Source organism: Sphingomonas sp. JC676 (assembly GCF_014489075.1).
In the GTDB taxonomy this organism is placed as follows: Bacteria; Pseudomonadota; Alphaproteobacteria; order Sphingomonadales; family Sphingomonadaceae; genus Sphingomonas.
In genome coordinates, this window is sequence record NZ_JACTGR010000001.1 from 1197698 (window position 1) to 1211729 (window position 14032).

Consider the following 14032-nt stretch of genomic DNA (forward strand, 5'->3'; position numbering starts at 1 on the left):
TAGGCTTCCCGGCTAGGTCAAAGCCCTTGCCCGGCCGGGAAACTCTATGAGCTTAGATCTCAGAACTTGAAGCGCGCGCCGACGAAGAACTGGCGGCCGGTCTTGCTGTAGACCTGCTGGTCACGGATCGTCTTGCCGTCCCAGAAATCGGTCGCCTGGTTGGTCAGGTTCAGCATGTCGATGCTGATGCCGATATTCTTGGTGACGTCGTACGAGATCGAGGCATCGAGGTTGAAGTTTGAATAGCTTCCCGTCGCATCGGCAAGGCCGGCGCGTAGCGGCACCGTGCGCAGATATTCGCTGCGATAAGCGCCCGAAAGGCGTGCCGACAGGCCGCCGCCGTCGTAATAGAGCGTCGCGTTGAACGAGTTCGGTGACACGTTGGTCAGCTGGTCGGTCAGCTTCGGACCGCCCGAATTCGCGGTCAGGAAGTAGGTGATCTTCGAGTCGATGTGCGTGTAGTTGAGCAGCGCGCCGAAATTCTTGAGGAAGCCCGGCAGGAAGGTGAAGGGCTGCTGATAGTTGATTTCCAGGCCCTTGATCGTGCCGCCCGCCGTTGTCTGGAAATTGGTGATGTTGATCGGCGCATTGGGATCCGTGCCTGCCGGGAAGGCTGAGATCGGGATGCCGCTGTTGGCGATCGTGGTCTGGGTCAGCAGCTGCTGGGCGAAGGTCTGAAGCCGCTTCTGGAAGACCGCCACCGACAGCACGGCGCCACGCTGGAAATACCATTCGGCGCTCGCGTCGAGATTGGTCGCACGAAACGGCTCGAGTTCCGGGTTGCCGACCGTCGACGAATAGTTGCTGCCCGTCACGGTGACCGCACCGCCCGGGGTCAGGTTGCCGAGCGCGGGGCGCGACAGCACCTTGGCCGCGGCGAAGCGGAAGATCAACTTGTCGCCGACTTCCAGGCCCAGATTCGCGGCGGGCAGGAAGTCCGAATATTTCCTTCGCGCCTCGACCGCCGGCAGCGCCGCCGAGATGAAGCCGGTCGAAAATTGGCTGGTCCAGGCGTAGCGCGCACCGACATTGCCGCGCAGGCGCAGATTGTCGTTCAGCGGCAGGTTGAAATCCATCTGGGCATAGGGGCTGTTGTCTGTCTCGCGCACGAACCGGTTGTTGCCCAGCGCCGCGCTCGTGCTGATACGGAAGTCGCCGAGCGCATTCACGCAGTTACAGTTGAAGTCATAGACTTTCTCGAACGCATCGATGTTCGGCACGATGAACTTCGTGGTTGAGCCGTCCGGCAGGTTCAGCTGCCGGCCGAAGTCGTTGATGGGCTGGCTCAGGCTCGCGAGCGTAGTCCCCGCGGGGATGTTCCCGTTCACGATCGTCGACGCGGTGCGCGACAGGCTGATCGTCTGGAACGTGAACTGCTTGTACGCATAACCGATCTTGCCGGTGATCGCGTCGCTGAACTCCCACTGGAAGTCGACCTTGCCGTTCTTGAACTTGTTGTCGACGCGCTGGCGCTGGACGCGGATGTCCGAATAGCCGTTGATGAAGCCCCAGTTGGCGGGGTCCGACGCATCGAAACCGAAGTTCAGGAGGCCGCGACGCTTGTCCGCGCGGGTGTCGTAGATGAAGCCGTCGCTGTCGAGCCGGTCGAACGAGATCAGCGTGAATTCTGGGATCTCGAACAGCGAACGCGACTGGCCGTAGAGGACGTTGAGCTTGCCGTGCTCGCCGATGTCCTGCTTCAGATTGGCCGACAGCTGCCAGAAGGTCGTCTTCGAACGCTCGCGCGCGTTGGTCATGCGGAAATCGACATCGTCGAACACGCCGTAGCGCAGCAGTCCAGTGTCATCGACTTCGGCGTCGCGGATCTTCATGTTCGGACGGCCGGTCGCCTGCGCAGCGGTGAGGCTGCCTGCGGCGGTGCCGTTACCGCGATTGAAGCTGATCGGGTTGGTCGCTAGGTCGTTCTTGTCCTGGTTGTACCGCGAATAGGCCGCGTCGACCGTCAGCAGCGTCGAGGCGCTCGGCTGCCACTGGAGCGCGCCGGTGAGGCCCAGGCGCTCCTGGCGGTTGATGAACCGGCCATAGCCCGGAAGCCGCGGGATGAAGACGCCGGCCTTGGCGATCTTGTTATAGGCGTCGGGAGTCGATCCCGGATTGGCGCCCGGCGCGGGCGTGCAGTTCGGGGTGAACGGTGCGGTGGTGACCAGCGTGTTGATCGGCGTGACCGAGGTGCCGGGGACGACGGGGCAGAAGCCGTTGAGCTGCTCCCAATAGTCCGACAGCGCGGTGTTGGAATAGGCCTCTTCCTCGACGGTGCGCTTCGAATAGGCGGCGGAGAAGAGCAGGCCGATCGTGTCACCGGCAAAGGTGTCGCTGATCAGGCCGGCGACGCGCGGCTGAACATGCTCTCCCATCTCGTAATAGGCGCCCTGCACGCTCACCGCGCCGCGCAGGCCCTTCTTGTCGAACGGGCGGGCGGTGGTGAGATCGACGGTGGCGCCGAGCGAACCCTCGTCCACCTCGGCCGATTGCGACTTGCGCACCACGATCGAGTTGAACAGGTCCGACGCGAACAGGCTGAAGTCGAAGCCGCGGCCGCGATTGACGGTGGAGCCCAAGGTCGAGCCGGTGGTGGCGGCGATCGCTTCCAGGCCGTTGAGGCGGACGCGCGAGAAGTCGCCGCCCAGGCCGCGAACGGTGATGTTGCGGCCCTCGCCGGCGTCGCGCTCGATCGAGATGCCGGGAATGCGCTGCAGCGATTCCGCGACGTTCGCATCCGGGAAGTCCGCCATGTCCTGCGCGTTGATGACGTCAACGATGTCGTTCGACTGGCGCTTGACGTTGAGCGCGCTCTCCAGCGAGCCGCGCAGGCCGGTGACGACGATCTCGTTGCCGGTTTGGACCTGGTCGTCCGCCTGCGCCTGCTCGGCGGCAGGCTGCTCGGTGGTCTGGGCGGCCGCGTTGCTCGCCCAGCACGCCGCAGTCGCGATCGCGAACATCGAGACGCAGGTTTGGACTCGAATTCGTCCCCGATGACCGATGAAAATCTTCATTACGCTCTCCCATCTGAACGTGCGTCTCTGCGCACTTTGGCAACGCGACGCTGGTGCCGCTTGATCGAGCACAACATGCAACCGAATCCGACATTAGTCAAATATTGGTAGACCGTTCCATATGGTGGAATTATACCGTGCCCCAGATAACAGAGCGAGGAGAGGGCTGGATGACCGAGATTCCCGTGAGTCGGCGTGACTTCATCAAGCAGGCGGCGCTAGCCGGAGCAGCGGTGCCCATGGTGACCGATGCGGCCGTCGCCGCGACGACTCAGACCCAGAAGCCGTCTCCGGACGCGGACATCGCCTGGCTCGACGGTGCCCCACCCGCGACTCACGAAGGGCAGAGCTGGGGCATGCCCTGGCCGCGCGGCACCGTCCCCGCTCGCGCCCAGTTCCGGGCCGCGACGAGCACCGGCAAGTCCGTGCCGGTGCAGAGCTGGACCACCGCCTGGTGGCCCGACGGTTCGATCAAATGGACCGCGCACGCGATTCCTGCGGGCGAAGCGCTGGCGGATGGTCTGCGAGTCGCGCCGGGTAAATCCCCCGCCCCTGCCCAGCCGGTCCGCGTCACGGCCGGCGGCGACTCGATCGAGGTGAGCACAGGCGCCGTCACCTGGCGTATCGGCAAAAGCGGCGACGCGATCCTGCGCTCGGCCACGAATGGCGGCCGCGAGTCGCTGCGCGACGTACGCCTGGTCGCCACGGCACAGAACGGCCCGGACAGTGACGACGGGGCGCACGCCGCGATCGAGCGCTACACCAGCGACATCACCTCCACGACGATCGAGCAGAACGGCCCCGTCCGTGCCGTGATCCGGGTGGAGGGCACACACAAGGCCGGCGCGCGCGGCTGGCTGCCCTTCACGCTCCGCCTCTATTTCCACGCCGGCTCGCAAGCGGTGCGGATCGTCCACAGCTTCATCTTCGACGGTGATCCGGACAAGGACTTCATCCGCGGCCTGGGCCTTAGCGGCGCGGTGCCGATGCGCGATCAGCCGCATGACCGTCATGTCCGATTCGCCGGCCAGGACGGCGGGCTATGGGGGGAGGCAGTCCGCCCGCTCACCGGTCTGCGGCGCGACTCGGGCAAGCAGTTCCGCGATACGCAGGTTGCGGGCATCGCCACGCCTTCCGCCGCCGAACTGCCAAAGCCGGTGCGGGAGACGCTTCAATACATCCCGGCCTGGGGCGATTTCACCCTCGCCCAGCCCAATGCCGACGGCTTCGCGATCACCAAACGCACCAAACCCGGTCATGGCTGGATCGATGTAGATACCGCCGGCCGCGCGCCGGGGCTCGGCCTTATCGGCGGCCCTTCCGGCGGCGTCGCCTTCGGGATGAAGGATTTCTGGCAGCGCTGCCCGGTACGGCTCGACGTCCGCGACGCCGCCACCGATCTCGCCCATTTCACGATCTGGCACCACGCGCCCGATGCCGCGGCGATGGATCTGCGCATGTATCATGACGGTCTCGGCATGAACGACCATGTCGCCGAGAATCAGGGCCTCGACATCACCTACGAGGACTATGAGAAAGGCTGGGGCACCGCCCACGGCATCGCGCGCACCACCGAGTTCACGCTCTGGGCGCTGCCCGCCACCCCGCCGCGCGCACGGCTCGTCGAAATGGCGCATGAAGTCTCGCGCCAGCCCCGCCTGACTTGCGCGCCCGCCCGCATCAATGCCGCCGGCGTGTTCGGAGATTGGAGCCTGGTCGATCGCTCGACCGCCGCGCGCAAGGCGATCGAGGACCAGAACGACGCATTGCTCGATTATTATGTCGGCCAGGTCGACCAGCGCCGCTGGTACGGCTTCTGGAACTATGGCGACGTGATGCACAGCTACGATACCGATCGCCATGTCTGGCGCTACGATATCGGCGGCTATGCCTGGGACAATAGCGAGCTCTCGACCGACCTCTGGCTCTGGTATTCCTATCTGCGCAGCGGCCGCGCCGACGTCTTCCGCATGGCCGAGGCGATGACGCGCCACACCGGTGAGGTCGATGTCTATCATATCGGCCCCTATCGCGGCTTCGGCACCCGCCACGGCGTGCAGCACTGGAGCGACAGCTCGAAGCAGCCGCGTGTCTCCAACGCCGCCTATCGCCGCATCTATTATTTCCTCACCGCCGACGAGCGCTGCGGCGACCTGATGCACGCGCTGATCGACAGCGACTATACGCTCCAGCGCGTCGAGATCGGCCGCAAGGTGGATGAGCGCGCGCCGGGTTCAGCGCCGCCGGGCGGCAACAGCGCGGTCAAGGCCGCGGGAGCGCTGCCCGATGGTCAGGTGTTCGTCCAGTTCGGCACGACCTGGGGCTCGCTGATCTCCGCCTGGCTCACCGAATGGGAGCGCACGCGCGACACCAAGTGGCGCGACCGGATCGTGACCGGCATGCGCTCGATCGCCACCCTGAAGCAGGGCTGGTTCGCCGGCGGCGCGCCGTTCGAGCTCAAAACCGGGCGGTTCCTCGGCCCCGGCGACAAGGTGAGCGTCAGCCATCTCAACGGCGTGTTCGGCGTGTTCGAGATGCATGCGGAGCTGCTCGAACTACTCGACGAGGCCGCCTATCGCGAAGTCTGGCTCGACTATTGCGCCTTCTACAATGCGAGCGACGCGGAGTTCCGCGCCAAGACCGGCCAGCCCGGCCGCGGCCGGGGCCTTCGCGCCGCGCATTCGCGTTTCACTGCCTATGCCGCCGTCCAGCGGAAGGACGCTGCGCTCGCCAAACGCGCCTGGGGCGAATTCCTGGGATCGGACGATGGGCACGATACTGCCGCTCTCGGCAGGGTCCGCCGCATCTCAGGCCCCGATGTGCTGAAGCCCATCGACGAGATGGCGGGCGTCTCTACCAACGGCACCGCGCAATGGGGCCTGGCCGCGGTCGCCAATCTCGCGTTGATCGGCGACGCGCTCGAGTCCGGCCGATGATCCGCTCAGCCTTCCGTCACCCGGAAGTTGCGCACGCGCAGATGCGACCTTGTGGTGCGCAGCCCGAAATGGCCATGCGTGTAAGGCTCGGGATCGTCGTACCGGAACAGCGGCACACCGTCGCGCTCGACCGTCGCGCCATGCGCATCGGCATTGAGCCGCAGGTGCATCCAGCGATTGGGCACAAGCAACGCGGCGGCGTCGCTGCGGTCATGCTCGGGCAGGATCGGGCGGTTGCCGGCAGCCCCAATATAGCGGCGCATCCGCGTCGTGGTGTTCCGGTTGCCGCCGATGCCGGTGTAATAGGTGCGGATCAGGTCATAGTCGGCAAAGGTGCCACTGCGCCGGCGCGCGAGCACCGATCCACCGGGCGCGGCTGGATCGGTCGCCATCCAGAAGGCGTTGACGTCGCTCACCGCGTCGTGGGGGCCGCCCTCGGAAACGGCGAGCACGTCATATTCGATTGTCACCGGCGCGACGAGCGGCTCACGGAACCAGAGCGTGATGCCCTCGGCGCTGTCGATGTCGAGTATGCCGCCCTGTGCCGTCACCGTCGTTTGGGCCTGCGCCTCAACCACCCATTGCCCAAGACCATGCTGAAAATCGTCGCTGAACATTTTGCGCCGCGAATCTCTAGCCAAGGCGCAGCCGGCAAACGGCACCGCGCCCGCGAGCATCAGGAAATCGCGCCGTTTCAGCATTACCGCTCCTCTAATAGTTTGACGCGGCGGCCCGCCTCAACTATCCATATTATGGATATCGGTACCATATAATAAACAGGGGAGGGAAGCATGTCCGCACACGCCTTCCGCATGCAGTTGAAGCCGGGCACGGTCGAGGAATATCGCCGCCGTCACGACGAAATCTGGCCGGAGCTCGCTGAGCTGCTGAGTGCCGCCGGCATCTACGACTATTCGATCTTCCTCGACGAGGAGACGCTGGCGCTGTTCGCCGTGCTCAAACTGCGCGACGAAAATAACCGCGACGCGCTCCCCGAGCATCCGATCATGAAGCGCTGGTGGGATTACATGGCGCCGCTGATGGAAGTCGAGCCCGGCAACCGGCCCAGGGAGTGGCCGCTCGTCCCGCTTTTCCATCTCGACTAGATATTTGACCAGGAGACATTCTTTGGCCGCCCTCACCCATGACGTCCCGCGCAGCGAAGTTCGCGCGGCGATCGACAAGCTGATCGACAATCTCGTCAATCTGAAGGACGAGACGGGCGAGTTCCTGCTGCGCCTCGACGACGGCCGGGTGATCGACACCAAGGGCTGGAACGACTGGGAATGGACTCACGGCATCGGTCTGTTCGGCATGTACCGTTATTTCGAGCAGACCAATGACCAGCGCGCGCTCGATGTGATGCTCGCCTGGTTCCGCGACCGGTTCGCGGCCGGCACGCCGACCAAGAACATCAACACCATGTCGCCGTTCCTGACCCTCGCCTATCTGTTCGAGGATACCGGCGACCAGAGCTACCTGCCCTATCTCGACAGCTGGGCCGAATGGCTGATGGATGCCGACGGCCTGCCCAAGACCGAGGAAGGCGGCTTCCAGCACATCGTCTTCAACGACGAGAATCCCGGCGAGTTGTGGGACGACACGCTGATGATGTCGGTGCTGCCGCTCGCCAAGATCGGGCTGCTGCTCGATCGGCCGCATTATGTCGAGGAAGCCAAGCGCCAGTTCCTCGTCCACATCAAATATCTCTTCGATCGCCAGACCGGGCTCTGGTACCATGGCTGGACCTTCGAGGGCCGCCACAATTTCGCGGGTGCGCTGTGGGCGCGCGGCAATTGCTGGGTGACGATCGCGATCCCCGAGATCCTCGACATGCTCGATCTCGAGCCCGGCGACGCGTTCCGCACCTTCCTGATCGATACGCTCGAAGCGCAGGTGAAGACGCTTGCCGAACACCAGCATGAGAGCGGGCTGTGGCACACGCTGATTGTCGACCCGACCAGCTATCTGGAAGCCTCCGCCACCGCCGGCTTCGCCTATGGCATCCTGAAGGCGGTGCGGAAGCGCTACATCTCCGCCGAATATGAGGTGGTGGCGTTCAAGGCGATCCGGGCGGTGCTCGCCAATATCGACGAGACCGGCGAACTCAAGCAGGTCAGCTTCGGCACCGCGATGGGCGACACGATGCAGTTCTACAAGGACATCCCGCTCACCTCGATGCCCTATGGCCAGAGCCTGGCGATCGTCGCGCTGGCGGAGTTCCTTCGGACGTATATCTAAGACTCTCTTCGTCACCCCGGACTTGTTCCGGGGGCCACCGCGAGGCAATCGACGGACAAGAGCCTAAAGGCAAAACAGCGCGGCATCGTGGACCCCGGCACTGCGGCCGGGGTGACGGTGAAGATACCGGAGACGCAGACGGTTAGGCCGCCCAAGCCAGCCACCTTGCAATGTAGGATTTGAGAGCCGATCGAAGGATCGGCTCTTTCTCATCGTCGAGGTCTCGAAAAACCCATTTTCCGGGAAGGAAGATTTTTCGACATAGCTAGTGTCAACCGTGTCAACCTAACGGCATTGCTCCGCCGCGCCGAAGAACTGGAAACCGCTGAATTTCTTCGTTTATCACTCGATCCGCACTGCCTGCCCGCCCGAATGCGCGGCCTCGCCGGTGAAGCCGCGATTGACCAGCCCCGGCGCGTCCTCGGCATGCAGCGCGTGGGTGAAATAATCCGGCCGCTTCTCGCCCCAGCGGATCGTGCAGTTGTTCAGCGTGACACGCTCGGCCTTGCGGACGCTGACGCCCGGCGTGCCGTGCTTCTCGATCCCCTCGGTCACGTTGGTCGGGCGATTGTCGAAGACTCCGCCGGGATATTTGCTCCAGCGCTCGAAGGTCACATCGACATTGTCGAGCGTGATGTCGCTGACATGGCCGCGCGCATGCCCGTCGATCCGGATGCTGTTCTCGGCACGGCCGCGGACATTCTGCACCTTCACATTGTGGATCCGGCCCAGCTTGGTCTCGGCATTGCGCGGGATCGCGGTGAACGAGATCGCCTCGCCCCTGCCCCACCACGGCGCCGAGAAATAGCGCGCGGTGAAGCGGATGTCGCGGAAGGTGATGTTGTAGACGTTACCCTGGTCGCGCAGCTGGATGCACAGGCCGCGGCAGCCCTGGACGATCTCGCAGCGCTCGAAGAGCACGTCGTGGATGTCCTGCGTCGTCTCAGTGCCGATCTTGAGCCCCGAATCCTGCGTCTCGAGCACACAGTCGCGCACGATGATGTTCCGCGACGGACCGTATTGCGGGTAGCGCGCGGTCGCCTTGATCACGATCGCGTCGTCGCCGCAGACGATGTGGCAGTTGCGGATCTCGACGTCCTGGCAATGGTCGGGGTCAATGCCGTCGCAATTGGGCACGTCCATCTGGTTGCGGATCGTGACATGGTCGATCAACACGCGCTGGCAGCCGACCAGGTGGACGGTCCAGCTCGGCGCCTGGCGGAGCGTCAGGTCGCGGATGCGCAGGTCCTTGCAATTCTCCAGCACCACCAGCCGCGGGCGGAAGTCCTTGGGCACCCACCATTCGCCCTCGGCATCATAGCTCGCCATGAACTCGGGCGAGCGGCCGTCGATCGTGCCGGTGCCGCTGATCGTGAGATTGTCGGCGCCCATTGCGTGGAGCACGCCCGCCAGCGGATCGGGATAGTCCTCGGCCTTGACGCTCACGAGGAGCACCGCGTCCCCTGCGAGATGGAAGTCGATCCCGCCCTTCAGCGTTACCGGTCCGGTCAGGTATTTCCGCCCCGCGCGCAGCAGTACTCGAGCGCCCTTTCCGACCGCCGCTGCGGCGTCGATCGTGCGCTGGATCGCGGCGGTGTCGGGTGTCGCTCCGTCGCCCTTCGCGCCATAGTCGTGAACGTCGAACACGCGTGCCTTCTCCGCAGCTGCTGCCGGCGCGGCGAGCGTGCCCGCCGCCCCCGCGGCGATCCAGCCGATCGTCTGGCGGCGATTGAGTGTGTCGGTCATTTCGCCGGGTCCCCCGTGAAAGATACGTCCCAGACTTTGGACAATTTTGCGGTTCCCGCCGGCCCCGACACTGCGAGCGTCACCACGAACTTGCCCGCATCGGCATAACGATGGACCGGGTGCTGCTCGGTCGAGGTCTGGCCGTCGCCGAAATCCCATTTCCAGCCGGTGGCGCCGGCGGAATCGTCGTGGAAAGCGACGGTGCGTAGCTTGCGATCGAGGATGCGGAACGACCAGTCGGCGGCGATCGGCTTCCGGAGCGCGGGCTCCAGCGGCATCAGCCGGAACGGGCAGAGCTGCGAGGCCTGGCCGTACATGGTGTGATGCGGCGACAGGTTCCAGAAGCCGCGCTTACCGCTCGGCCCATCGTCGTCGATCACCGCCCAGGCCATCGCGATCAGCTTGTCCTCGCTGAGCTGGGTCTCAACCGACTTGGCGGGACCCTCAGGATCGGCACGGTCGAACGGGGTGATCCAGAATTCCACCACCAGCTTGCCCGCCTGGCCCGGCTTGAAGCCGTAGCGATAGGCGATGTTGGAATAAGGTAGCTGCTTGATCCACGCCGCCTGCGGCCCCCAGGCCATCGCCCAGTCCTTGTCCCCGGCGGGTGTGAAGATATGATAGTTCTGCGCGTGGATGTTCTGGAAGTTGAACCAGGCATCTTCGGGCGCGAGATCGGGCTGGAAGCGGCCGATCAGCGGTCCGCCGGAACGGTCGCCGTCGACCACCAGCTCGAAGATGTCGTTGGTCAGTCCCGGCGCGCCGAAGTTCCAGTAATCGTCGCGCGCCTCGTAAATGAAATAGAGCCGGTTGAGCCCCTTCACCCAGCCGACGCGGACATTGACATCGAGGCTCTTCGGATCGGGCCTTCGGCCCGATCCGTCGTCCGCGGCGAGCGCCGCGGTAGTGATCGCATAGTCCTTGCCGACCATATCCCAGTCGCTCGTATCCCCGTCGATGCGCGGGATCGCGTCGGCGGGAAACTGGAAGACGCGGAAGGCGGGCGCGCTGCCGCCCGTCCCCGGCGGCGCCCCTGCGCAATTTGCCAGCGCCAGCAGCGCCGCGAGCGAGCCCGTCATGCCCCGCGCCTCTTACTGCGCCTTGGCGATCTCGACGGCATAGACATGGTTCGCACCTTCCATGTTCGAGCGGAACACGATCCACTTGTTGTCGGGCGTGAAGGTCATGTTCGGCTCGAGGCGATAGTCATGCTTGCGCATGTCGACCAATTTCTCGGCCGAGAAGAATCCCGGCGAGATCAAATTCTCGGCGCCGGGCGCGTGGATGCCGGCGACGTCGGGAATGTCGTTCGGCGTGAAGAGATAGAGATATTTCCCGTCGGGCGCGTGCGCGACCATCTCATTGTCGCCGCCGTCGCCCGAGAAATGCGTCAGGTCGCGCGAGAGGTTATAGTGCACCGACCACTCGTTGCGCTCGAGGTGGAACCACTTGCGCTTGCCGGTCGCCAGCTCATAGCCCGCCACCCAGAAATCCTGGCCGCGCGGCGTCTGGAGATCGTACCAGATCCACTTGCCGTCGGGCGAGAAGAACTCGTGTCCGGCGATCTCCATGTTCATGACGCGGTTGTGGATCAGCTTGTTGCCGGTGCCGTCGGTGCGGATCGTCCAGATCCGGTCGATCTTGTGCCACGGGCCTTCGTGGCAATACATGATCTGGTTCGGATCGGTCGGCGAGAACTGGATATGGTTCAACCAGTCCTTGTCGGACGCGATCACCACCTTGCGCGCACCGGTCTTGATGTCGACCGTGAAGATCTCCATCGGAATGTGCGATTCCAGCCGGTCGTTCATCCGCACTTCCTTCGCCTCGGCAAAGGTCAGCGGCTTCCCGTCGGGGCCGTTGGCCTGGTAGTTCGCCTGGCCGAACTGCTGGCGATCCTTGGGCGCGGTGGAGTTGCCCGGCTGAAGCGGCTTGTCGTCCTGCGCCCATTGGCCGAGCAGCAGGGTTTCGTCGGCGTTGATCGATCCGATCGTGCCGCGCTCGACCTTGGCGATCTGACGGACCTTGCCGGTGTCGATATCGGCGGCGAAGATCGTCGCCCCGCCGCCGGGTCCGGATCGCTTCGAATAATAGACCGAGCGCGTCTTGCGGCCGGTGAAGAGCAATTGGAGATCCTCGCCCTTGACGATCGTCGCCACCTTCCAGGTCGCGAGCTCGACGCTCGCCAGACCCTCGGGCACGGAAATCACCATCTTGTCGCCCTGCGGCGTATAGCTGTTCTGGTGGAAATAGAGACTCGAGCTGCCGGCCTCCTGGCTGATCCGCACCACACGGTGGTGCGTCAGCGGATCGACCCAGCTCTTGGGGCCCAGCGCCGCGGCCGGTGCAACATTCTGCGCCTGGACCATGGCAGTCCCCGGAACGAACGAAACCGTGAGCAACAGTGACGCAGCGACTGCCTTGATCTTCATTCGACCCTCTCCTCGGCGCTTGCCGTTATTCCATATATTGCTATGGTGCACCACTATATGAGCCTGTTTGGGAAGAGTGGCAAGCGATTCCGCGCTTGATACCCCAAGGCAGAAACACCAGCGAACCGGCTGGAAGAGAGGGATTGATGGCGACGAATCCGGCCCGGCCCGTACGGCTGATCAACTATATCGCCTATGGCTCGAACGACGTGCTCGGCGCAGGTTCGATGGCCGTGGTCTCGGGCTGGGTCCTGGTCTTTTACACGCAGTTCTGCGGGCTCAGCGCAGGCGAGGCAGCACTGATCTTCGCCGTCGCGCGCATCCTCGACGCGATCGCCTCGCCGCTGATCGGCTACACTTCCGATAATTTCGGCCACACCTGGCTCGGCAAGCGCTTCGGCCGCCGCCGCTTCTTCATCCTGGCGGCGATCCCGCTCCTCCCCAGCTTCGCGCTGATGTGGCTGCCGGGCCAGCAATTCTGGTATTACCTCGTCAGCTATGTCGCTTTCGAGCTGGTCTACGCGATGGTGATCATCCCGTATGAGACACTCGCCGCCGAAATGTCGAGCGACTACAAGACCAAGGCGAAGTTCGCCGGCGCGCGCATCCTGTGCGGCCAAGTCTCGGCAATCCTGGCGGGCTTCCTGCCGCTCTGGCTGATCAAGGCGCTCGGCCGCGACAGCGCCGACACCTTCTTCTACATGGGCATCCTCTTTGCGACGCTGTTCATGCTGACCGCCGGGTTCCTCTACCTCTTCAGCTGGGAGCGGAACCGGCCCGAGGAAGCCCTGCCCCGCCCGGGCGCGGGCGGCGGCGCGCTGGGCGCGCTCAAGGCACTCTACCGCAACCTGTTTTCGACGATGAAGATCCGCGCCTTCCGCCTCCATCTCGGCATGTATCTGGGTGGCTATATCAGCCAGGACATCTTCAACGCTGCCTTCACCTTCTTCGTGATCTTCGCGCTGGCGGGGACGATGGCGACCGCGTCCGGGCTGCTCGGCACGCTCTACATCGTCCAGCTCGTCGCGGTGATGGCCGCGATCAACCTTGCGCTGCGCTTCTCGCCCGGCCTCGCCTATCGCATCGCCGCGCTCAGCTTCGGGCTGGGCGTGGTGGCATTGCTGACGCTATGGGGCGGCGGCACCACCGCGACCAGCTGGCTGATCTGGGTGCCGATCATCCTCGCCGGTCTGGGCCGCGGCGCGCTCAACTACATCCCCTGGGCGACCTACAACTACATGGCCGATGTCGACGAGATCGTCACCGGCCAGCGCCGCGAAGGCAGCTTCGCCGGGGTGATGACCTTCGTCCGCAAGGCGACCCAGGCCGCGGCAGTGGCGGGCGTCGGCTTCGTGATGCAGGCGGGCGGGTTCGTCTCGGGCGCGCCGGTACAGACGCCGGGTGCGATCCACACGATCGCCATGCTCCTCGGCATCGGCACGATCGGCGTGCTCGCGCTCGGCGTACTCGTGTCGCTGCGCTTCCACCTCAATCCGAAGACCCACGCGATACTGATGCACGAGATCGAACGGCTGCGGCAGGGCGAGGCCAATCCTTCCAGCCCCGAGGCGCGGAAGGTGGTCGAGGACCTGTCCGGCTGGCGCTACGAGCAGCTCTGGGGCAACAACGACGTCGCTGTGAAACGCGACTGACGCCTTCGGCG

Annotated in this window: 9 protein-coding genes; 4 read left to right on the top strand and 5 right to left on the bottom strand. The window is 64.6% G+C overall.

Features of this window, described 5'->3' with window-relative positions; genetic code table 11:
- Positions 1–59 precede the first annotated feature (59 nt).
- Positions 60–3014: a TonB-dependent receptor gene (locus tag IAG41_RS05665; protein ID WP_187727542.1), complete on the bottom strand. Its 2955-nt coding sequence runs from the start codon at positions 3012–3014 to the stop codon at positions 60–62.
- A 170-nt stretch (positions 3015–3184) separates the two neighbouring features.
- On the opposite strand from IAG41_RS05665, the gene IAG41_RS05670 reads away from it, so the two are divergent.
- A complete protein-coding gene (locus IAG41_RS05670) occupies positions 3185–5950 on the top strand; it encodes a twin-arginine translocation signal domain-containing protein (protein ID WP_187727543.1) in 2766 nt (921 codons plus the stop codon).
- 5 nt (positions 5951–5955) lie between these two features.
- Here the strand turns inward: IAG41_RS05670 and IAG41_RS05675 are convergent, their stop codons facing one another.
- Complete coding sequence (locus tag IAG41_RS05675) at positions 5956–6651, bottom strand: DUF1080 domain-containing protein (protein ID WP_262408463.1); 696 nt, start codon at positions 6649–6651, stop codon at positions 5956–5958.
- Positions 6652–6741: 90 nt separating this feature from the next.
- On the opposite strand from IAG41_RS05675, the gene IAG41_RS05680 reads away from it, so the two are divergent.
- Both IAG41_RS05680 and IAG41_RS05685 read left to right on the top strand, forming a co-directional pair.
- Positions 6742–7056, top strand: coding sequence for an L-rhamnose mutarotase (locus tag IAG41_RS05680; RefSeq protein WP_187727544.1), 315 nt, complete (start codon positions 6742–6744; stop codon positions 7054–7056).
- A gap of 22 nt (positions 7057–7078) precedes the next feature.
- Entirely contained in the window at positions 7079–8191 is a 1113-nt protein-coding gene (locus IAG41_RS05685; RefSeq protein WP_187727545.1) for a glycoside hydrolase family 105 protein, read from the top strand.
- Positions 8192–8533: 342 nt separating this feature from the next.
- Here the strand turns inward: IAG41_RS05685 and IAG41_RS05690 are convergent, their stop codons facing one another.
- The 3 genes from IAG41_RS05690 to IAG41_RS05700 are packed head-to-tail and all read right to left on the bottom strand — an operon-like array spanning position 8534 to position 12369.
- Positions 8534–9937, bottom strand: a complete 1404-nt coding sequence (locus IAG41_RS05690; RefSeq protein WP_187727546.1) for a glycoside hydrolase family 28 protein — start codon at positions 9935–9937, stop codon at positions 8534–8536.
- A complete protein-coding gene (locus IAG41_RS05695) occupies positions 9934–11016 on the bottom strand; it encodes a PKD domain-containing protein (protein WP_187727547.1) in 1083 nt (360 codons plus the stop codon). Before IAG41_RS05695 ends, IAG41_RS05690 begins: the two co-directional genes overlap by 4 nt.
- Before the next feature lie 12 nt (positions 11017–11028).
- Positions 11029–12369, bottom strand: a complete 1341-nt coding sequence (locus IAG41_RS05700; RefSeq protein ID WP_187727548.1) for an oligogalacturonate lyase family protein — start codon at positions 12367–12369, stop codon at positions 11029–11031.
- Between the two features lie 146 nt (positions 12370–12515).
- On the opposite strand from IAG41_RS05700, the gene IAG41_RS05705 reads away from it, so the two are divergent.
- Positions 12516–14021: an MFS transporter gene (locus IAG41_RS05705; RefSeq protein WP_187727549.1), complete on the top strand. Its 1506-nt coding sequence runs from the start codon at positions 12516–12518 to the stop codon at positions 14019–14021.
- The last annotated feature ends 11 nt before the right edge of the window (positions 14022–14032 follow it).

Coding starts and splice junctions, on each gene's coding strand:
- IAG41_RS05665 (WP_187727542.1), bottom strand. CDS start 3,014: ATGAAGATTTTCATCGGTCATCGGGGACGAATTCGAGTCCAAACCTGC.
- IAG41_RS05670 (WP_187727543.1), top strand. CDS start 3,185: ATGACCGAGATTCCCGTGAGTCGGCGTGACTTCATCAAGCAGGCGGCG.
- IAG41_RS05675 (WP_262408463.1), bottom strand. CDS start 6,651: ATGCTGAAACGGCGCGATTTCCTGATGCTCGCGGGCGCGGTGCCGTTT.
- IAG41_RS05680 (WP_187727544.1), top strand. CDS start 6,742: ATGTCCGCACACGCCTTCCGCATGCAGTTGAAGCCGGGCACGGTCGAG.
- IAG41_RS05690 (WP_187727546.1), bottom strand. CDS start 9,937: ATGACCGACACACTCAATCGCCGCCAGACGATCGGCTGGATCGCCGCG.
- IAG41_RS05695 (WP_187727547.1), bottom strand. CDS start 11,016: ATGACGGGCTCGCTCGCGGCGCTGCTGGCGCTGGCAAATTGCGCAGGG.
- IAG41_RS05700 (WP_187727548.1), bottom strand. CDS start 12,369: ATGAAGATCAAGGCAGTCGCTGCGTCACTGTTGCTCACGGTTTCGTTC.
- IAG41_RS05705 (WP_187727549.1), top strand. CDS start 12,516: ATGGCGACGAATCCGGCCCGGCCCGTACGGCTGATCAACTATATCGCC.